Below are 21,292 nucleotides of genomic sequence, written 5' to 3'. Positions count from 1 at the left end.
CTTCGGAGGAGGAGACGAATGGCTGACACCTACATTCTGTCCTGCGAGGACCTCGTCAGGTCGTTCGGAGCGTTCAGGGCCGTGGACGGAATAACGCTCGGCATCCGCGAGGGGACGATCCACGCGCTCATCGGGCCGAATGGGGCCGGCAAGACGACGTTCTTCAATCTGCTGACCCGCTTCCTGCCGGGCACATCGGGCACCATCCGCTTCGACGGTCGCGACATCACCACGCTGTCGCCCGAAACCGTTGCCGATCTGGGCCTGATACGCTCGTTCCAGATTTCCGCGATCTTCCCAAGCCTCAGCCTGCTGGAGAACGTGCGCATCGCGCTGCACCGCCGCGAACCGGGCACCATGGCGTTCTGGCGTTCCGGCCGCACCATGCATCGGCTGAACGCGCGTGCGATCGATCTGCTGGACCGCGTCGGGCTGGCCGACCGCGCCGCTGATACGGCGGGCCAGCTTTCCTATGGCCGCAAGCGTGCGCTGGAGCTGGCGACGGCGCTGGCGCTCGACCCGAAAGTCCTTCTTCTCGATGAGCCGATGGCCGGTATGGGCACCGAGGAGATCGACAGGATCGCCGAGCTGATCCGCGACATTGGCATGTCGCGCACCATCCTGATGGTCGAACACAACCTTTCCGTCGTCGCCTCGCTCGCGCAGGAAATTTCGGTTCTGGCGCAGGGCAAACTGCTCGCGCAGGGCTCCTACGCGCAGGTGTCGTCAGATCCGGCGGTGATCGAGGCCTATATCGGGAGCGGTGGACATGGGTGAGGCTGTCCAGCGTCAGGCCGAAGCGCCGCTGCTTGCCGTCAATGATTTGCATGCGTGGTACGGCGAATCCCATGTTCTGCATGGGATCAGCTTCGATGTTTCGCGTGGGCAAGTGATCAGCTTGACCGGGCGTAATGGGGTCGGCAAGAGCACCACCTTGCGCGCAATCATGGGGTTGATAAAGAAACGCACCGGTTCGGTCGTGCTCGAGGATGCGGAGACGATCCGCCTCAAATCACGCGACATCGCCCGGCGCGGTGTCGGCTTCGTCCCGGAACACCGCGGCATCTTCGCCAGTCTCAGCGTCCATGAGAATCTGATGCTGCCCCCGGTCGTCGGTAAAGCCTCACTGAGCAGGAACGAGATCTTCCAGCTCTTTCCCAATCTCGAACGCCGCATGAGTAGCCAGGGAACCAGGCTTTCAGGTGGCGAACAGCAGATGCTGGCCATCGCGCGGGTTCTGCGCGCCGGGGCGCCCTTGGTGCTGTTGGACGAGCCGACAGAGGGGTTGGCTCCCGTCATCATCGAACAGATCGGCGCCATGCTGCGCAAACTTCGCGAGCGCGGATACACCATCGTCCTCGTTGAACAGAACGTCCAGTTCGCGTGGTCGGTCACTGATTGCTTCCACGTGATCGAGCATGGACGAGTTGTCGATAGTTTCCAGACAGCCGGCGCCGCTGGTTCGGACATCGGCAGGCTGAAACGCTATCTCGGGGTTTAGGATATGGAGTTTTTGAGCATCTCGCCGAGCGCCTTTATGGGCCAGTTGCTGCTGGGGCTACTCAACGGCGCGTTTTATGCGATGCTCAGCCTGGGGCTGGCGGTTATTTTCGGCCTCTTGCGGGTGGTGAACTTCGCGCATGGCGCCCAATATATGGTTGGCGCATTCATCGCCTGGATGCTGCTGGAATTTTTCGGCCTGAGCTATTGGTGGGCACTGCTGCTGGCGCCCGTCATCACGGGTGTGATCAGCATCGCGATCGAGCGTACGCTGATCGCTCCCCTCGCTGAGGCTGACCACCTCTATGGCCTGCTAATGACCTTTGGCATCGCGATGGTGCTGCAAGGCGGCTTCCAGATCGCCTTCGGATCGGCTGGCATACCCTATCGCGTGCCGCCCGAACTGGCCGGCGGGCTGCGTCTCAGCTTCATGTACCTGCCGAACTACCGGCTGTGGGTGCTGGCGGCTTCGATCGCCGTGTGCCTGATCATCTGGCTGATGATCGAGAAGACCAGCCTCGGAGCCTACCTTCGCGCGGCCACGGAAGACCCCGATCTGGTCGGTGCGTTCGGCGTCAATGTAGCGTTGCTGATCACCGTGACCTATGGCCTGGGCGCAGCACTTGCCGCTTTCGCGGGCGTGCTGGCTGCGCCGATCTATGCAGTAAACCCGCTGATGGGCGTCGAGTTGCTTATCATCGCCTTCGCGGTCGTCGTGGTCGGCGGCATGGGATCGATTCTCGGGGCCGTCGTCACCGGGTTCATGCTCGGCGTGATCGAGGCCCTAACCAAGATCTTCTATCCGGAAGCCGCCAGTATGGTGATCTTCATCATCATGATCCTGGTGCTGATGGTCCGCCCCTACGGCCTGTTCGGGAGGCAGATGTGACCGTTCAACCCGTCCTCGACAATTCTAGGGTCAGTCCGCCAGCAACTGGAGCAGACTTCGCGGCACCGGTCGTGCGCCGGGAGCGACACACGGACCTTCTGACGTGGCAACTCCTGTTGGTGCTGGCGGTGCTGCTCGCGATCCTGCCGCAGTTCGTCTACCCAGTGTTCCTGATGAAGGTCATGTGCTTCGCCATCCTTACCTCCGGGGTCGGATTGCTGTTGGGCTATGGTGGTCTGCTGTCTTTTGGGCATGCGGCCTATTTCGGCTTTGGAGCCTACACGGCCGGCTACGTCGCCGCGCGCCTCGGCTGGCCGCCGGAGGCGGCGATCCTGTCCGGCACGGCGGCATCGCTGGTGCTGGGGACCTTGTTCGGCGCGATCGCGATCCGCCGCCTCGGCATCTATTTTTCGATGGTGACCCTGGCCCTGGCGCAGCTCGTCTATTTCGCCGCACTGCAGAACCCGCAGATCACCGGCGGCGAGGACGGGCTGCAGCCAATCCCGCGCGGTGTGCTGTTCGGTGTCGTCGACCTGCAGGACACGACCAACCTCTACGTCTTCGTCTCCGTCGTGCTGCTTTTGACGTTGCTCTTCGTCCACCGGGTGATGACATCCCCCTTCGGCCGCGTGCTTCAGGCGATCCGGGACAACGAAGCACGGGCACAGACCTTCGGATACAGCGCGCGCCGCTACAAGCTGCTTATCTTCGTCATCTCCGCGGGGCTGGCTGGGCTTGCCGGCTCGCTGAAGGCGATCGTCATGCAGGTGGTGACGCTGACCGACCTGCATCTGACGACGACGGCCGAACCCATTCTGATGCTGCTGCTTGGTGGCATCGGCACGTTGTTTGGTCCCGTGATCGGCGCCGGCATCATCGTGTCGATGCAATACTTCCTGTCGCCCTTCGGTGCCTGGGTGACGGTGGTGCAGGGCCTGATCTTCATCCTGTGCGTACTGGCATTCAAGCAAGGGATCGTGGGCTTGATGAAGCACCTTTTCGCACGTCGCATGCGGTGAACCCAGCGTCGGACAGACAAACTCCCCTTACCAGCGCTGCAGGAGGAAACTGATGAACAAGACCGTGCAAAATACCATTGCCGACTGCGCACAGGAACGCCGGATAGCCGAGGACTGGCTGGAATGCTTCACTTCCGCTCTCGAGGCCAAAGACCAAGCCGGCGTTGAGGCTCTGCTGACGGAGGATGGATATTGGCGCGATTTGCTCGCGCACCAGTGGGATTTCCGGTCGTTGAGTGGCCGCAAGACAATCGCTGCCGCTCTGATCTCGGAAGGCGCGGAGCGGGGTGTGCATGGTTTTGCAATCGATCCGCGCTATAGCGCCCCGCGTCACCTGACGCGATCGGGCAGGCGGGTGATCGAGGTCATCGTGGCCTTCCGCGCAAGAATCGGCGCGGGTAGTGGCGTGGTGCGGCTCGAACAAGGCGGCGATGGCGTCTACCGGGCGTGGGGGCTGATGACCTCGCTGCAAACACTCGATGGGTATCCCGAGGCGGTTGGCGAACATCGTCCAGAGCGGGTGGCTGTGCATGCCGAAGGTGACAATTGGCTCGACCGTCTGGAACAAGACAGCAGGTTCGACACGGAGGAGCCGGAAGCGCTGGTGGTTGGCGCGGGGCATTCCGGATTGATGATCGCGGCCCGTCTGAAGGCCATGGGCGTACGCACGCTGGTGATCGAATCCCTCCCACGCGTGGGTGACGTCTGGCGTAACCGTTACCATACGCTCCAACTACATAACGAGATCTACACGATCGACTTTCCGTATGTGAGTTATCCTCGGACTTGGCCGGCTTACCTACCCAAGGACATGTATGCCGCCTGGATGGAATTTTATGCGCTGGCGATGGAACTGGCGGTTTGGACGTCGGTGCGTTTCGAGGGCGCGGAATATGACGAGGAGGCAGGCACCTGGAGCGCGCGGCTATGCATGCCCGACGGATCACAGCGTACCGTGCGTCCAAGGCATGTGGTGCTGGCGACCGGCGGTGTTTCGGGCCGAAAAAACTATCCACGGCTGCCGGGACTAGACAGCTTCGCCGGAACCACCGTGCATTCGGCCGATGTACGCCCGACCGATGACTATCGAGGCAAACGGGCTATCGTTATTGGCACCAGCACGAGCGGGCACGACGTCGCGCTCGAATTGACGCAGCGCGGCTGTGAGGTGACGCTGGTCCAGCGTAGTCCAACCACGGTCGTCAACATCGACCCGGCCAATCTCATCTACGCATTGTACAAGGAGGGCCGTTCCATTGATGAGGTCGATGTCGTGTCGATCGCGAACAATTTCGATGCCACCCTTGCCAGCTATCGTGATTTCTCGCGCATGGTCACGGAGATGGACAAGGATCTGCTTGAGGGCCTGGAGAAGGTCGGTTTCCGCACCGATCCGGGTTACCTGGGGGGTGGATACTTCGCCAACTACCTGCATCGTGGCGGCGGCTATTATCTCAACGTGGGCGCCTCCGAGTACATCATCGACGGACGTATCAAGCTTATCCAGAACGACAAGATCACTGGATACGAGAAGGGTGGCGCACGTCTTGATGATGGGAGCCTGCTATCGGCCGACGTGATCGTCTTGGCGACTGGCTATCTGAATCAGGAAGCAGATGTGCGCAGTTATTTCGGCGATGACGTTGCCGACAAGGTTGGCAAGGTATGGGGCTGGGACGAAGGCGGTGAATTGCGGCGTGCTTGGCGGCCAACGGGGCAGAAGGGCCTGTGGCTGCAGTTGGGAGGGGTGCCGCAGTCGCGAACCTACTCGAAGCTGCTGGCGCTGCAGATAGTTGCCGAACTGCGCGACCTTAAATGATCGAGAGGCCGGGATGGGCGCCCGACAATCTCAACGTCCCTTGTCGTCCAGCGCGCACAAGGAGGCGGCCGTCGCCAGACGGTCGATGAATGTTCGTCGCGCACATTTCCGATTTGCGCATCGCCGGCGGCACAGCAGATTGCTTTTACCGGCGGTGATATGAGATCGAGCGAGGGTGGGGACCCTCGGGCTTACCATTCGGGCTCCGGTTCATCGCCCGGCGGTGTTTGCGTGCCGTTCCGGCTCCGGAGCTGTTTCGATCGCTCGGAAACCCATGTTTTCGCGGCTTCGGTGAATTCCACGCCTCGCAGCATTCCGATCGCAGCCCTGGCCAGGGCGTGCTGGCGACCTGAACCCTCGGGATCGTCCCGGGAGGCCGTGTAGCCTACGAAGTCGAGGATGATGTTCCAGATTGGAGCGGGCTCGTTTCCACCATAGCAGCGCAGTGCCGGCGGCAGTGCTGCGAAAGCTTCCGGTGAAACCAGGCCCGACGCATCGAAGGGCAGGGCGAGGAGCGCTCGCATGCGCTGGGCTCCAAGTTCATGGGCCTTCAGGGCCGCTTTGTTCGAAATGTCGGCGAGGGGGCCATTGAGATCGCTGTAATAGGCTTCGATCCGTTCATCCAAAACCAGCCGGTCTATGCATGCGTCACAGACGAAGCCCTGCGGGCGGTCACCCGTGTCTTCGCCGAGCCAGATGAAATGCGTGGTCTCGTGACGGGATTCATAGCCTGCGTCGATCTCGTCCTTGTCCAGCCAGGCGAAGGCTTTCTTCGAACCACAAAGAACGCAATCCCCCCCAAGCCCTGAGAGGAAGCGATCATACTCGTCGTTAGGGTTGCTCATTGTCGCGACATGGAGGGTCTTGAATTATCGATCGATATGAATGTTCGGGTCGGATCGGCCCGAAGAAGCAAACGCCAGGAGGCGCGGATGGCGGCGGATGCTGCGCCATGGTTGTAACGGCCTTGCGAACTATCATGAATCCGGCGCTGGCGTTCGGCGCGCCGGGTATGGCCTGGACAGCTGGAAGTGCCTTGACGGGTTCTCGATGATGATCCTGGTTCTCTGGAACGGGGGAAACTTCAAGGGCAAGCAGCCGGTCGCGGTGCCCTGGCATCAAGCATTTGCGGTATTCTTCCATGGACTGTCCGGCAGGATCGAGCCGTCTGCGCACTGGCGACCCGCTCCCCGGACGGCCTCGGCTGTGAAACGCGTGGCACGGCGGTCGTTTCGGCGACCCGCTCACGCTTCGGTATAAAATATAGCAGTTTCATGCGCCCTCGTCATTGGCGAAACGTAATCCCGCCACCGACGAGACAAGGCGCGGAGGCCGGCGCAATTGTGAATCTCCTCAGTCGATCCGGGATAGAAGCATGGACAGACCGCACGGCGGCTTGCGGCTGTCGTGGAATCGAATTGAGTAAACATTGAATCAATCAACCAAACCAAGGCCTTGGTCCGTGGACAAAGTTTACGTTGTGGCGATTATTTTGTTGAATTTTTGGCACCTACTGGCGATGCTGCCAAAACGTGCATGGACATGGATGCTTTACATTTGAAAGTTGCAAGCCTCCCCGTTCTGCTTGCGCGACTGCGCCCCCAGATCGAGCAGCAGGTCAAACCGCTGGCAGACCCGTGGCCGGCATTCGTCCTCTTCTTCTCGTTGAGCGATGGGCAAAGCAGGGCCGCGGTCGTCACTGCCACGGCAACAACCTTCGCGGATGCCTGGAAGATCGGCGTCGGGCGTGCCGAGAAAGCCGCTGCCGCCGCGAGGATGACGGTGGAATGGCTGCGCGTGGATTGGGTCGAGACCGCAAGGACGCTGACGTGGAAAACACTACGCCAGCATCTTGAACGGACCAAACGCAACTATTTCCGCTGCGGCCTGTCGCTGGATGCTGGTTTCAAGCATGCCTTCCTTGAGACCGAGCTGAACGCCAATGCGATGCTCTATGGCGGCACGACGGTCGCGCATGCGGTCCTGAACACGAAGAATTTCGCTCGCTACGCAGGCATCCGCCACAAGCTGTCCGATGTCGATTTCTCGGACGATGGCGAGGTGCAGCTGTTCTCGGCGCGCGGCGCCTTCGCGAGCGCGGGGACTTGCGAGGTCTACCTCCTCCCCGGTGCGGGTCTGAATGCGGGTCGGCGCATCATCGAGCGGCTCGAGCCCGAACATGTCGAGGAACTGGTTGCGGGCGGAAGCAGGTATCTGGCGAGCCAGGTGCGGCCGAGCGGGCGTTTCCACTATGGCTGGCATCCCTGCTTCGACCGCAGGATCGACACCTACAACTGCCTGCGGCACGCGAGCTCGCTCTATGCGATGATCGAGGCGTGGGAGGTGACGCGCGACGACGCGCTCAAGGCGGCGATCGACAAGGCGCTTCACTATCTCACGCACGAGCTCATCAGGCAGGTCGAGCTTCCATCCGGCGTTGGGGCCGCGTTTCTCGTCGAGGAGAATGGCGAAATCAAACTGGGCGGCAACGCCGTTTGCCTGCTGGCGCTCGTCAGGTACAGCGAGCTGACCGGAAGAAGCGACCATCTCGAGCTGCTTGAGCGGCTTGCGACAGGGATCCTGCATATGCAGGATCCGGACAGCGGCAAGTTCAGCCACGTGCTCAACTATCCTTCCTTATCGGTCAAGGAGGAGTTCCGTATCATCTATTACGATGGCGAGGCCGCCTTCGGGCTGATGCGCCTCTACGGCCTTACGCGCGATGCGCGGTGGCTGGATGCAGTGGAAAAGGCGTTCAGCCATTTCATTGCCGCCAAGCATTGGCAGGCGCACGACCATTGGCTCGGCTACTGCGTGAATGAACTGACGCGCTACAGGCCGCTCGAAGCCTATTACGATTTCGGAATCCGCAACTTCGTCGATTATCTGGACTTCGTTATCGAACGCATAACGACGTTCCCGACACTCCTCGAACTGATGATGGCTGCCGAGCAGATGGTCAGCCGCCTGCGAGCTGAGCCCGATCTTCACCATCTGCTCGACAAGGTCGATCTTGGCAAATTCCATCGCGCGCTGCATGCGCGGGCGCACTATCTGCTCAATGGTCATTTCTGGCCGGAGCTTGCGATGTATTTCGCCAATCCGGGCAAGATCGCCGGTAGCTTCTTCATCCGCCACCATGCCTTCCGGATCCGCATCGACGACGTCGAGCACTACCTGTCGGGCTTCGTGGCTTATCTGAAATATCTCAAGTCTGGGAGAGACCGACTGGAACCCGCCGCCGATTTCCCTGAGCCGACGCGGACGCGGGATCAACTACATGCCAGGGTCGAGGCTACGCCGGACTGGAACGCCGCCGACATCGAGCAGGCGACACGAGGCACATGGCTGACAGAACCACCGCCCGGCTGGTCGGCCAGTGGCCTGTGCATCTATGCACCGGCCATGGAGCCGGGAAATCTGGTGGCCGCTCGAAGCGGCGAGGAAGAAAAGGGGGTGTCTGTCGGCGCGATCCGGCGGATGCAGCCGCCTCCGGCCGGCGTGATAACCAGCGACGTGAGCGCGCGCGAGAATTTTCCCGGCCTGCCGGTGCTGCATGTCGCCGACCCGGGCGACGCTATCCTCGCAATGGGCGAATATGCGCGCACACGGATGACGGGCAAGGTGCTTGCGGTCACGGGAAGCGCCGGTAAGACCACGGCTGTGGCTATGTTGGCCGATGCGCTCCAGCCTTACGGCCAGTCCGCGAAGAGCGCGCACAATGCGAACCTGCCGCATGGCGTGAGTTGGAATCTTGCCTCGATCGGCTGGAGCATGCCGCATGTGGTGCTGGAGGTGGCAATCGGGAAAATGAAAAAAAGCGCGCTCATCGCGCGCCCGCATATCGCCATCTTCACCAATATCCAGCCGGCTCATCTGGGAGAAAGCAGCACGATAGAGGACATTGCCCGCACCAAGAGCATGATCTTCCTCGGCATGTCGCCGGGAAGCGTGGCCGTTCTCAACCGCGACATGCTGGAATGGGGCATCGTCCGTGGTGCGGCCGAGGCGAGGGGCCTCAGGATCGTCCACTATGGCACCGCGCCGCAGAGCGATTTCCAGCTCCTCGGCTACGACGCGGTCGAGCAACGTGTGATCGCCCGTGCGCTTGGACGGGAGATCATCTACCGGCTTGGAGCGGCCGGCTCGCATATGGCGCTCAACAGTCTTGCCGTACTCGCCGCCGTTGCCGCGCTCGGCTACCCCTTGGAGCCGGCGTTGAAGCGGATCGAGGACTTCGCCGCCATATCCGGGCGCGGCCAGGAGTTCGATCTGATGATGGACGGGCTGCGCCTGACCGTCATCGACCATGCCTATAATGCCAATCCAGGCTCCATGCGGGCGGCCATCGAGCATCTTGGCGACAAGGGAGATACCCGGCGGCGGGTCGCGGTCCTGGGTGAAATGGCGGAACTTGGCCCCGGGGCGCAATCTCTCCATACGGAGCTGGCGCCACTGGTCGAAAGCCAGGCGATCGACCGCGTTTATGTAATGGGTGAACTCTATGCCGGCTTCTGGGAGAGGCTGCCGCCTGCTCGCCGTGGTCGCCACGCAAGCTCGCTCAACGAACTGAAGTCTGCGCTGCGCGAGGAGTTGGCCGACGACGACGTGGTGCTGCTCAAAGGCTCGAACAGCACCGGCATCCACCGGGTCGTGGCATGGATGAAGGAAAGGGCGACGGGGCTATCCGCGCCAATTCCGACCGTTGGCGCACCTGGCCGTCGCATGCGACGGCCGGAAGGCCTGAGCGGCTTGCTCTATGACGGCAAGGAGGGCAGGGTGGTCTTCGCGCAGCGCGAAGACGAGGCGCGCGCGCCGGCTTCGATAACCAAATTGGTGACCTTGTGCCTGGTCGAGGAGAGGTTGCGGGCCCTTGGCATTTCGCGCGAGACGATGATCGAGGTTTCGCCCAGGGCAGCGAACGTGAACAGTTGGTGGGGATTTGAGGCTGGCGAGCGCGTCGGGATCGATACGCTGATGCACGCCGCCGCCATCGTTAGCTCCAACGAGGCCGCCAACGCGCTCGCGGAATGGCACAGCGGCTCCATCGAGAATTTCACAGCCGCACTCAACGCACGGGCGGCGGAGCTGGGTCTGGAGAATACACGTTTTGCCACGCCAAGCGGGCTGGGTCGGCGGCAATGGTCGACAGCGAAGGACGTGCTTGCGCTCGCGCGGCACGTGATCGGCCATCAGCCGCACGTGTCCAGGCTGTGCGCGCAGCGTGTCTTCGAATGGAAGGGCAAGCAGTACCCGAACACGAACAGGCTGCTGTCGCAGGTGGACGGCGCCGACGGGTTGAAGACCGGTACGCTTGCCGGGCACGGCAACAATGTCGTCTTCTCCGCCCTGCGGGGTGAGCGGCGATGGGTCGCCGTCATTCTCGGCGCGGCAACCAAGGCCGAGCGCGACGAAGCCGTTCGCACGCTGATGGACGCTTACGCCTCCTGAATGCCGATCAGGCAGTCGAAAGTCATTCCATTCCTTCAAGGTCGAGTTCGTCCAGCGCTCGCCTGATGGACTTCATGTCCTCGCCGCGCGCGATCAATGCCGCTGCGAGGCGGGCATGGCGGGCGAGGGCATGCCGCTTCCTGTCCGTCGCATGCGCGTAGATGTGCTGGGGCTCGAAGCCGGCCCTGCGCAACCGTCGGACATAGTGTAGCTGACTCAGGAAGGGAACGACGTGATCCTCCGGATCGGAGATCACATAGATCCCGGGCGCGGGCGCGCTACGGATTTTACTGACTTCGTCGGCCGGGTCGTAGAACTCGCTGGCGTCGTAGAGAAGCCAGCCGGGAATCGTCCGCCGCCTGTCCCAATAGTTCATCACCCGTTTCACCGAGACGAGGCCGGAAGAGATCACCGCGGCCGTGATGTCCGAGCGCCTGTTCAATAGCGACGCGACCATATGGCCACCGCCGGACTGGCCCGTGAGTATGAAGGAGGAAATGCCATAGCGGCTTTTGATCATCTCCAGCGCCTGGTCCATCAGCGCCACTTCGCGCCGATAGCGGCGCTGATTGTGGTCGCCCGACGAGCCATGGGTGCCCGGACGCGCCAGATAGATCGCGGGCATGCGCGCCTGCCTCGACCATTGCGCCATGTCGGTATGGATACCGTCCGGCGATTGCCTGAAATAGCCGGGCGAGACCAGCCGCACACCCTTGGACGTGCGCAGGATGACATCGCCGCCGAAATAGACGAGAACCTCCGCATTCCGGTCATCGTTCAGGCCCTCGGCATAAAACCTGATGCAGTCGCCCTTGCCGTCGACTTCAATCCAAAGCGCGTTCGGGACCTCGGCGCATTGGGCGCGTGAGCTGAAGGAGCCGTACAATGCTTCATAGGCGTTGAAAGTCTGTTGGCCGCGCACGGTGACGAGTTCTCTCGGGCGAGGCTTCTCAAACGGGCCGAGCCGGGGATCGTCCTCGGACGCGCCGTGGGATGCGCCCGGAATCGCGAGCCAGACGAGGAACCACCTCAAAAGCCTCAGCATCGAAAGGACGTTCTCCTTCTCACCGCTCCCGTAGCGCTTCACGCGCGCGGTTCAGGGGTTTCACCAGATATTCGAACACGGTCTTGCTGCCGGTGTGGATGTCGACGGTCGCGATCATGCCCGGTACGATCGGGAAACGCCGTCCCGCCTTGTTCTCCAGCGCGTCGGATTCCGTCTGGATGAAGACACGGTAGTAGTAGACGTCCGGCTTGATCTCGTCCTGGATCGTATCGGGAGAGATCGACGTCACCTTACCTTCCAGCCCGCCATAGATCGCATAGTCATAGGCGGTGATCTTCACGCTGGCGCGCTGATCGGGATGGATGAAGGCGATGTCGCGGGGCGAAACACGGGCCTCGATCAGGAGTTGGTCGTCGAGCGGGACGATGTCCATCAGCTTGCCATTGGGTGGGATCACGCCGTTGACGGTGGATACCTCGATATTCTTGACGATGCCGCGCACGGGCGAGCGAAAAGTCAGGCGCGAAAGGGAATCCGCACGGCCTTTGACCACCGAGGAGAGCGCTTCCACTTCCGCGTTCGCCTTCGCCAGCTCCTCGCGCGCGTGCACGACATATTGTGACCTGACGTCGACCTGCTTCAGCTCCAATTCGACCAGTTGCCGCTTCAGGCGAAGCACCTCGACATTGCTGGCCGCGCCCACGGCGGTCAGCGATTCACTGATGGCGAGTTCGCTGCGCACCAGTTCGATCGATTCGCGTATCCAGCGCAGCGATTCGTCGAGGCTCCGCCGGCGCGCGTCGTAGAGTTCGGTCTCTGCGGCCTTCAACTCCGGATAATTGTCCAGCTCGCGGGGAAAGCCCAGCGGAAGCTGATTGACCTCCGCTTGAAGGCGCGCCGAACTGGCGAGTGCCGCGCGATATCTGGCCGCGCTTTCCTCGACATTGGACTCGGTCCTGGTTGGGTCGAGTTGCGCCAGCACCTGTCCCGGCTGCACGACGTCGTCCTGGCGCACATGGAGCTTTGCCAGTATGCCGCCCTCCAGTGACTGGATCACCTGCTCGCGCATCGTCGGTACCACGCGTCCGCTGCCGGTCGAAACCTCGTCGAGGTCGGCGAAGAACGCCCATGCCAACGCCGCTCCGAAGAATGCGGCGAGCGCCCACACGACGCGGGTCGAGCGTACCAGGCGGACATCGTCGGCCTCGCCGAACACCCATGCCCGCTCGCCTTCGCTACGCAGATATGCCATGGCTTCAGCCTCTCCCACAGGGTCGTCTCAACATCACGAGACAGAACTCGCCGATCGGTCGGTCGCGTGCTCTTTTGCGCTGGCCGGCTTTACATTCGCGAGCCCCCGCAGCACCCGGAGCGCGGCCTCCTTGGTGTCGTCGAGGGCGATCAGCCCATTTTCGACGACGAGAATCCGGTCGGCCAGTTCGAGCACGCGCATACGGTGCGTGGCAATCACGACCGTTCGTTCTCCGCTCCAGCCCATGAAACGCTGGATGAAGTGGCGCTCCGTCGCCTCGTCCATCGAGGCGGTCGGCTCGTCGAGAAGCACGACGTTCGGCTGGCGGATCAGCAATCTTGCCAGCAGGATCGCCTGCTTCTGACCTCCCGACAGGCCATGGCCACCTTCGAGCACCACATGCTCGAGCCCCCTGGGCAGTTTGCGGATGAACTCATCCGCTCCGACCATCGACAGGGTGCCGAGGATTTCCTCCTGGGAGGCATGCGGTGCGCCCATCATGATGTTGTCGCGTAAGGTGCCGTGAAACAGCCTGGCGTTCTGCGTCAGCATGCCGACGTCGCGCCGAACGTCGGCGGGGTCGATCTGCTGGAGCGCCATGTCGTCCAGCAGCACCTCCCCGGAACTCGGCTCGAGCAGGCCCGACAGGGCTTGCAGCAGCGTCGACTTTCCGGCGCCGTTCTTGCCCAGAACGGCGATCTTCTCGCCAGGATTGATCCGCAGATCACGCACCGCAAGCGCCGCCGGCGAAGTGTCGTCTCCATACCGGAATACGGCCGATTTCAGATTGAAGCCTCCCATGATGCGGGGGCAATGGATCCGGCTCTCCTGCTCCGGATGATCGATCGGCATCCTCATGATTTGGTTGAGGCTTTCGGCGCCGACCTTGGCCTGCTGCAGCCGGCTCATCACCTGGGTGATCTGCGCCATCGGCGCCATCATCCGCGAACCGAGCACTGAGGCCGCGACCAGGGCCCCGGTCGTCATATCGCCCTCCATCACCATCGGCGCGCCCAGCAGCACCACCACCGCGAAGACGCCGGTTTGCACGTTGTGCGTCCAGACGGTGAGAGTGTTGGTCAGGCTGCGCAGCTTTATCTGGACCTCGCCGGTCACCGCATTGAAATGGTTCCACTGCTGCTGGAACCGCTCCTCGGCCTGCAGGGTCTTGATGTCCTCGATGCCCTGAACGGCTTCTACCAGCATGGCGTTGCGCAGCGAAGATTCGCGCATCGCCTCGCTCGCATAGCCGCGCAGCCTGCGTTGTGCCAGCAGGCCGGGGATCACCAGCAGCAGCAATGCGCCGATCGGTACCAGGACCAATGTCCCGCCGATGTACCAGAAGACGACGAGGAACAGCAGGAAGAACGGGATGTCGGCGAGCGCGGCGACCGTCGTCGAAGTCAGCATGTCGCGCACCTGCTCCAGATCCCGCAATTGCGCGATGAAGGTTCCGGTCGAGGCGGGTCTGGCCCGGTTGCGTACTCGTAGCGCATGGCCGAGCACGCGATCCGAGATGCGCAGGTCCGCGCGCTTGCCGAGCAGGTCGATGATGTTCATGCGCAGCCGGCGCATGATGAAGTCGAAGACGACCGCCAGAAGGACGCCGCCGAAGAGAAGGTAGAGCGTGTTGAACGATTCCGCCGGCACCACGCGGTCGTAGACCTGCATGGAAAAGAGAATTCCCGCGAGACCGAGGGAATTGGCGACCAGCGATGCGAGCATCACATGTCCATAGGGCCGCAGGTCGCGCAGGATGATGCGGCGGAGCCAGTTATCCTCATAGGGGCGGATGTAGGCGTCGACGCGGGCATCGGGGATTGCCCGCGCCGGACGCGGAATGACGACGGCCTCCAGATTCCGCAGCAGCTCCTCGATAGGGATCGGGGTTTCCAACCCGCGATCGCCGTGGAGGATCACGCTCGCCTCGCCCGCCGCGCCGAGTGACTTGACCACGCCGACCTGCCCACCGCGCAACCGGGCGATCAGCGGAAGCTGCCAGCTCGACAGCTCGATTGTGCCTGGTTCGGCGAACTTGACGCGCAGACCAATAGTCCGCGCAAGGGCGCCTATTTTTTCCCGGTCGGTTTCCAGATTGGACCATCTGGCGGCCTGACGTGCCGCCTGCATCGATATCGGCAAACGATAGTGCTGCGCGACGTGACGCAGCGCATCCAACCACGGGTCGGCATGGAAAACGGCGTTTTCCTCGAACGTTGCCCCATTCTCCTGCGTTACGATCTGTTCCTGGTTCACGGCTGCAACGCCACTCCTTTCACCACCATGCCTTTGAGAGCGAAGACCTCGCGCGACAGCCCGGAATTGAACACGCATTCCATGCCCAGCCTGCGCAGGTCATGCACCGTGTTTGCCGTGTCGAAGCGTGCCGCGTGCAATTCCTGCTCGGCATTGAGGAGATCGAGAAGCGTGCGTGTGCCCAATTCGACATATTGCTGGCGATAGAGGTCGCGCGTTTCGCGCATCATCCCGTCGCGGGCCGACAGCGAGCCCAGAAGCCGCGACAGGCCGCTTATCTGGCTGCTGGCTTCGCTAAGGCTCCGCCGCACCTCGAAGCGCGCATTGTCGAGCGCGGCGGACGCCGCGCTCAAGGCGTGGGCGGCGGCATTCCTGCGAGCCGCGCCGGCGCCGCCCTCATACAGGTTTCCCGTGAAGTTGAGTCCGATTGTGAATTCGGGGTCGCGCGAGGCGTCCCGGTGTTGGTTCAGGTCGTAGCCGACGCCGGCTTCCAGCGACAATGTGGGAAACACCTGCGCACGGCTTTCGTCCAGTTGCGCGAGAGCTTCCTTGCGCTGCCACTCCGCCCTCATCATGGCTGGTACGCGGCTCCAATCCATCGTCCTTGTATCGCATGCGCCGCGAAGCCATTTCGGAACATTGGCCGAGACCAGGAACGGCCCCTGGCCGCCGACGAGGTGAGCCAGACTGCTTTGCCAACGGTTCAGCTCCGCTTCGATCTGCAATACCGTCGACTGTGCCGCCTGGACGCGTGCCTCCGCCTGGATCTCGTCGGAACGCGTGCTTGCGCCCTTGTCGCTTCGCTGCTTGACCAGTTTGCTGATGACGAGCACGCCGGCGACCTGGTCCTCGGCCACGCCGCGCAGGGCGCGGTTGCGCTGCACCTCGATGACCGCGGCGGCGGTTTCACGGATGAGCTGGTCGACGGCGAGCAGCAATTGCGCGCGGCTGATATTCTGACCCGCTTCGGCGGCTTCGACCGAACTGGACACCTTGCCGAAATCGTAGATCATTTGCGATGCGCCGAGATTGAATCTGGGTCGCCAACCGTCCTGATCCGTGCTGTCATAGCCCGAATTCACGCCGCCGCGCACGCGGGGATAATATCCCGACTTCGCGACGTTGATCTGCTCGCCCCGCTGGTTCAGCCGACCGATCGCCTCGTTGATGGAAGGATGCCAGGACACCGCCCGGCGGACGGCTTCGTCAAGCGTCAAAGCCGAATTTCTTCCTTGCGCCGTCGCCGTGGTCGGCGCCGCGGTGCCCAAAATGCCAAGCGAGATCGCGCACGCGCCGAGGATGGATGTGACGGTTCCGGCTGGCCACAGCTTTCGCATAGATGCTCCTTCTGCAGTCTGTGCGGCGTTTGCGCCGCAGGCTGACCACTCGTGCAAAAAGGCACCGGACCTCGTGCAGGCCCGGTGCCTTTCCTCATGCGTTGCACATTACGGTCAGATCACCGAACCTTGTGCCTGGTCCAGGTCGTCGGTCGCATCGGTCACCAGATAACCGAGCGGATCGTCGAGCACCTGCGGGATGGAGGAAATCTCCGCTCCACCCGGTCCCGAACCATCGGCACCTTCCGTCTCGTCTGTGAGCAGGCCTTCCAACGATAGGCCTTCCGCGTCCGCGTCAGAGTCGGCGAGCAACTCGTCGGCCGAACCATTCAGGCCCGTCGCAAGCGGCACGTCTCCGTCGTCCTCGACCCCGAAACTTTGGAGCGGGACGACATCGTCGGCGTAGGAGCCGTCGTCGATCGCTATGGTCTCGGCCGCCGCCATCATCACGCCGCTGGTCGCACCTTCCTCGATATTGATCACCAGATTGGCGGTGACCGTGTCGCCGTTGGGGTGATGGAGCTGATAGGTGAAGCTGTCGCTGAGACCTATCGAGGCGAGTTCCGCGTTGGGCGCATAGGTGTAGTCGCCGTTGGACGAGATCGTCAGCGTGCCGTGATCGCCCACGATGGTGAGACCTCCGGCACCCGGCCTGACGAACTCGCCCAGCTCGTCCATCACGCTCAGCGTCGTGTAGACGGAGCCGAGCGTGTCGTCGGCCAGCACGTTGCCCGTGGCGGGCGTCAACTCGCCGGGGACATCCACGTTTAGGTGGGTGGTTGTCGTTCCAACCTCGGTGGTCAGGCTTCCAACGATTCCGAGGGGAACCTGATATGCCACCGTTACGCGGTAGTCGCCTTCGCCCAGGCCCTCGAGCAACATACCCGTTCTGCCAGGAAGCAGTCCGATCAGATCCAGCAAATTGCCACCGGAGGCGGTCTCCACCATTTGCCAGGTTCCACCGACATTTTGCTCGACCGTGAGCGTCAGGGTGCCACCAAGTCCGAGCAGCGTTCCGGTTTGAACACCGATCTGAACATCGGCGACGGTATCGGCATCAACACTGAAGAACCCTTCCGTCGTCAGGGTTTGTCCAAGCCCCGCCAGCCAGGAAAGTTCGGCAAAGTTGGAATCTAGCCCGGTGGTCACCTCGTTGACGATCTCGATGCCTGCCGAGCCGGTGTCGTCATTCGCGACGATGGTGGTCGCCGGAGCCGACGGGTCGGCTTCGTCCCAGACAAGGGTGGCCTCGGGGCTGCCGATCTGGACATGGAGATTGGCGGTCGCCTCGCCGGCCGTCGGATGAACGAGCTTGTATGCGAAGCTGTCCACCTTGCCGACGGCCGCTGCATCGCCGTTCACCTGGTAGCTGTAGCTGCCGTCGGCATTGATGGTGAGCGTGCCGTACTGGCCGACCACCGTCATGCCATCCGTCACCTCGACGAAGTTGCCGGTCCCGTCGATGTCGATCTGCAGCACCGTCAGCCCGTCGGCCGGCACGGTGTCGGGCACGCCGTCGCTGCCGCTGCCGTCGAGCAGGTTGCCCTCGACGGCCGCGCCGGCAATGCCCTCGAACTCGGTCAGGCTGGTATCGTCGAGCGTTGCGGTCATATTGATCGTGGTCAGCGCGCCGACCAGCCCGCCGCCGCTATAGGTCAGCCGATAGGAGCCGGATTCAAGATCCGCGACATCGATCTGGATGCCCTGGCCGGCCAGGCCGAGCAGTTCGAGCAGCCCGCCCTGCGAGGAGTCGCCCAGCGTCACCCACTCTCCGTCTATGTTCACCTCGAGTACGGCGTTGACATTGGTGAGCAGCCCTAAAAGGCCTTCCACCTGCACGAGGAAGGAGGCATCGGTGGTGACACCGTCCGGCACCTCGAACTCGTAGGACTGAGTGAAGTTGCCGACATTGATCAGCACCGTGTTCGAAGCGGTTTCCTCGCGCTGAGTCACGACCGGCGAGAGTGAGACCTCGGCGCCGGTCACGTCGTCGAATGCCTCGAGATCCGCGTCGGCGTCGGCGTCTGCATCGGCATCCGCGTCGGCGTCGGCGTCAGCGTCCGCATCGGCATCCGCGTCCGCATCGGCATCAGCGTCGGCATCCGCATCCGCGTCTGCGTCAGCATCCGCATCAGCGTCGGCGTCCGCATCAGCGTCGGCATCCGCATCGGCGTCAGCATCCGCGTCGGCGTCGGCGTCTGCGTCCGCATCCGCATCCGCATCCGCATCGGCATCCGCGTCCGCATCGGCATCCGCATCCGCGTCGGCGTCTGCGTCCGCATCGGCGTCAGCGTCGGCGTCTGCGTCCGCATCAGCATCGGCGTCTGCGTCGGCATCGGCATCGGCATCGGCATCGGCATCCGCGTCCGCATCGGCATCCGCGTCGGCATCAGCGTCGGCGTCAGCATCCGCGTCTGCGTCCGCATCAGCGTCTGCGTCGGCATCCGCGTCCGCATCGGCATCAGCGTCCGCATCAGCGTCTGCGTCGGCATCCGCATCGGCATCCGCATCCGCGTCGGCATCAGCATCCGCGTCGGCGTCTGCGTCCGCATCAGCATCGGCGTCGGCGTCTGCGTCTGCGTCCGCATCAGCATCGGCGTCTGCGTCGGCATCCGCGTCCGCATCGGCATCAGCGTCCGCATCGGCATCGGCATCCGCGTCCGCATCGGCATCCGCGTCGGCATCAGCGTCGGCGTCAGCATCCGCGTCGGCGTCTGCGTCCGCATCAGCGTCTGCGTCGGCATCAGCGTCCGCATCGGCATCGGCATCGGCATCCGCGTCCGCATCGGCATCGGCATCCGCGTCCGCATCGGCATCCGCATCCGCGTCGGCATCCGCGTCGGCGTCAGCATCCGCGTCGGCGTCTGCGTCCGCATCAGCGTCTGCGTCGGCATCCGCGTCCGCATCGGCATCAGCGTCGGCATCCGCATCGGCGTCAGCATCCGCGTCGGCGTCGGCGTCGGCGTCCGCGTCCGCATCCGCGTCGGCATCAGCGTCCGCATCGGCATCAGCGTCGGCATCGGCATCCGCATCCGCGTCGGCGTCTGCGTCCGCATCAGCATCGGCGTCTGCGTCTGCGTCCGCATCAGCATCGGCGTCTGCATCGGCATCCGCGTCCGCATCGGCATCCGCATCCGCGTCGGCGTCAGCATCTGCATCCGCGTCTGCGTCGGCATCCGCGTCCGCATCCGCATCAGCGTCGGCATCGGCGTCCGCATCCGCATCCGCATCAGCATCGGCATCCGCATCGGCATCCGCATCCGCGTCGGCATCAGCGTCGGCGTCAGCATCCGCGTCGGCGTCTGCGTCCGCATCAGCGTCTGCGTCGGCATCCGCATCGGCATCCGCATCCGCGTCGGCATCAGCGTCGGCGTCAGCATCCGCGTCGGCGTCTGCGTCCGCATCAGCGTCTGCGTCGGCATCCGCGTCCGCATCGGCGTCAGCATCCGCGTCGGCGTCCGCATCAGCATCAGCGTCGGCGTCCGCGTCGGCATCGGCGTCCGCATCAGCATCCGCGTCCGCATCGGCATCCGCGTCGGCGTCGGCATCCGCATCAGCGTCGGCGTCCGCATCAGCGTCCGCATCCGCATCAGCGTCGGCATCAGCATCCGCGTCGGCATCGGCGTCCGCATCCGCATCTGCGTCCGCATCAGCATCAGCGTCTGCATCGGCATCGGCGTCAGCATCAGCATCAGCGTCTGCGTCGGCATCCGCATCTGCGTCCGCATCAGCATCAGCGTCGGCGTCCGCATCGGCATCCGCGTCCGCATCTGCGTCGCTATCGTCATCATTGTCTGAAGCGGCGGCCGCGGCGATCACGCCTCCGGCAGCCAGCGCACCGAACCCGGCGAGCAACGCCGGTGGAATACCGCCCCCGGCACCGACGAGCTGGTCCACCGACTGGATTTCGGTGAACTGGAAGTCGGCGAGGCCATCACTGTGCTGGCCCAGCCACTGCCTGCCGTCTTCGTCCTCCAGAACGAGGTCGTTGTTCTGGCTGAAGAAATCTTCGATCCGGATCGTTCTGCCCGAGTGCAGCCGGATGACCAGATCGGACCCGTCGCGGACGTAAGCCGCCACCTGCGTGGGTGCCAGCGACAGCTTCACCACGCTTGGCGCGGTCAGTGATATATTGTCCGATGCGACCGTCCGAACCGAGCCGTCCGCCTTGAGTGTTACCGTCGCCGCCATTTCGCTTCCCTCGTCTGTTGCCTGATCAAGTTGCGATTGCTCGGAGCTTCATCCGGCCGTGCGTGCCGCTCGGATGGTGAACCCCGGTTGGAAAGATGAACTGCGCCTGCCAGGCGCCGCGTTTCGCTTTTCGCCGCGGCCGCCGCCTCTGAAGCGGAAGCAACCGCTTTGCAGACGCAAGCCGGATATGAACGATCGGTCGACCGCTGCCGGAGAGGTGGCTTGGGCGCGGCAGGCGCCCGGTATCCGCGTTGCGGGCCTGGACGACCGTAGCGTCGGCTTCGCGACGACAAGGTCGCGCAACTTTGAACATGAAGCCGAAACGGTCATAGGCCCCCCGTGCGGATTCAGCGGAATCCAGCCCTTAGGAAGCCATGCCGATGACGCGAAGTCTTTGTCGGTTATTGCGAATTGTTGACTGATATCCGCATTGCACGCGCTTTGGCGCATGCCGCCGGCCGGGCAGGCATGCTTGCGGATATTATGGGCGGCGGCGAGGGCTGGCCGATCGCGCCGGCCTTGCAAGCAGGTTCGGCCGATGGCCGAAGCTACGGCAGCCTCGACGCGGCTGC

General features: G+C 63.2%; 12 protein-coding genes. 6 read left to right on the top strand and 6 right to left on the bottom strand.

Annotated elements, in window-relative coordinates:
• The first annotated feature begins 18 nt into the window (after nucleotides 1-18).
• From XW59_RS25175 to XW59_RS25155, 5 genes are read left to right on the top strand one after another with little or no spacing between them, the layout of a single operon-like run.
• Nucleotides 19-777, top strand: a complete 759-nt coding sequence (locus tag XW59_RS25175) for an ABC transporter ATP-binding protein (protein WP_047148662.1) — start codon at nucleotides 19-21, stop codon at nucleotides 775-777.
• The gene (locus XW59_RS25170; protein ID WP_047148661.1) at nucleotides 770-1,501 is read left to right on the top strand and encodes an ABC transporter ATP-binding protein; all 732 of its coding nucleotides are present in this window, start codon (nucleotides 770-772) and stop codon (nucleotides 1,499-1,501) included. Before XW59_RS25175 ends, XW59_RS25170 begins: the two co-directional genes overlap by 8 nt.
• Nucleotides 1,502-1,537: 36 nt before the next feature.
• The gene (locus XW59_RS25165) at nucleotides 1,538-2,389 is read left to right on the top strand and encodes a branched-chain amino acid ABC transporter permease (RefSeq protein ID WP_246666225.1); all 852 of its coding nucleotides are present in this window, start codon (nucleotides 1,538-1,540) and stop codon (nucleotides 2,387-2,389) included.
• A complete protein-coding gene (locus XW59_RS25160) occupies nucleotides 2,386-3,408 on the top strand; it encodes a branched-chain amino acid ABC transporter permease (RefSeq protein ID WP_246666215.1) in 1,023 nt (340 codons plus the stop codon). The genes XW59_RS25165 and XW59_RS25160 overlap by 4 nt, the downstream gene beginning before the upstream one ends.
• Nucleotides 3,409-3,460: 52 nt before the next feature.
• Complete coding sequence (locus tag XW59_RS25155; protein WP_082137824.1) at nucleotides 3,461-5,227, top strand: NAD(P)/FAD-dependent oxidoreductase; 1,767 nt, start codon at nucleotides 3,461-3,463, stop codon at nucleotides 5,225-5,227.
• 191 nt (nucleotides 5,228-5,418) lie between these two features.
• On the opposite strand, the gene XW59_RS25150 is transcribed toward XW59_RS25155, so the two are convergent.
• A complete protein-coding gene (locus XW59_RS25150) occupies nucleotides 5,419-6,072 on the bottom strand; it encodes a hypothetical protein (RefSeq protein WP_047148657.1) in 654 nt (217 codons plus the stop codon).
• A gap of 712 nt (nucleotides 6,073-6,784) precedes the next feature.
• Between XW59_RS25150 and XW59_RS25145 the strand changes: the two genes are divergently transcribed.
• Entirely contained in the window at nucleotides 6,785-10,678 is a 3,894-nt protein-coding gene (locus XW59_RS25145; protein WP_246666214.1) for a Mur ligase family protein, read from the top strand.
• Nucleotides 10,679-10,700: 22 nt separating this feature from the next.
• On the opposite strand, the gene XW59_RS25140 is transcribed toward XW59_RS25145, so the two are convergent.
• From XW59_RS25140 to XW59_RS29540, 5 genes are all read right to left on the bottom strand, one after another.
• Nucleotides 10,701-11,723, bottom strand: coding sequence for a prolyl oligopeptidase family serine peptidase (locus XW59_RS25140; protein ID WP_047148776.1), 1,023 nt, complete (start codon nucleotides 11,721-11,723; stop codon nucleotides 10,701-10,703).
• A gap of 19 nt (nucleotides 11,724-11,742) precedes the next feature.
• Nucleotides 11,743-12,936, bottom strand: a complete 1,194-nt coding sequence (locus tag XW59_RS25135; RefSeq protein ID WP_047148656.1) for an HlyD family efflux transporter periplasmic adaptor subunit — start codon at nucleotides 12,934-12,936, stop codon at nucleotides 11,743-11,745.
• 33 nt (nucleotides 12,937-12,969) lie between these two features.
• Complete coding sequence (locus XW59_RS25130; protein WP_047148775.1) at nucleotides 12,970-15,177, bottom strand: type I secretion system permease/ATPase; 2,208 nt, start codon at nucleotides 15,175-15,177, stop codon at nucleotides 12,970-12,972.
• An 11-nt stretch (nucleotides 15,178-15,188) separates the two neighbouring features.
• Entirely contained in the window at nucleotides 15,189-16,409 is a 1,221-nt protein-coding gene (locus tag XW59_RS25125; protein ID WP_052958550.1) for a TolC family outer membrane protein, read from the bottom strand.
• 234 nt (nucleotides 16,410-16,643) lie between these two features.
• Nucleotides 16,644-20,720 (bottom strand): BapA/Bap/LapF family large adhesin, encoded by a 4,077-nt coding sequence (locus XW59_RS29540; RefSeq protein ID WP_136068502.1) that lies wholly within the window; start codon nucleotides 20,718-20,720, stop codon nucleotides 16,644-16,646.
• Between the last annotated feature and the right edge of the window lie 572 nt (nucleotides 20,721-21,292).

The organism is Aquamicrobium sp. LC103 (genome assembly GCF_001014615.2).
Lineage (GTDB): Bacteria > Pseudomonadota > Alphaproteobacteria > Rhizobiales > Rhizobiaceae > LBCQ02.
Note: the sequence above shows the minus strand (reverse complement) of the source record. Positions and strands in the feature narration are given on the sequence as shown.

Bases quoted from the DNA above. Each gene is read 5' to 3' on its own strand.
- XW59_RS25175 (WP_047148662.1), top strand. From the start codon at position 19: ATGGCTGACACCTACATTCTGTCCTGCGAGGACCTCGTCAGGTCGTTC.
- XW59_RS25170 (WP_047148661.1), top strand. From the start codon at position 770: ATGGGTGAGGCTGTCCAGCGTCAGGCCGAAGCGCCGCTGCTTGCCGTC.
- XW59_RS25165 (WP_246666225.1), top strand. From the start codon at position 1,538: ATGGGCCAGTTGCTGCTGGGGCTACTCAACGGCGCGTTTTATGCGATG.
- XW59_RS25155 (WP_082137824.1), top strand. From the start codon at position 3,461: ATGAACAAGACCGTGCAAAATACCATTGCCGACTGCGCACAGGAACGC.
- XW59_RS25150 (WP_047148657.1), bottom strand. From the start codon at position 6,072: ATGAGCAACCCTAACGACGAGTATGATCGCTTCCTCTCAGGGCTTGGG.
- XW59_RS25140 (WP_047148776.1), bottom strand. From the start codon at position 11,723: ATGCTGAGGCTTTTGAGGTGGTTCCTCGTCTGGCTCGCGATTCCGGGC.
- XW59_RS25135 (WP_047148656.1), bottom strand. From the start codon at position 12,936: ATGGCATATCTGCGTAGCGAAGGCGAGCGGGCATGGGTGTTCGGCGAG.
- XW59_RS29540 (WP_136068502.1), bottom strand. From the start codon at position 20,720: ATGGCGGCGACGGTAACACTCAAGGCGGACGGCTCGGTTCGGACGGTC.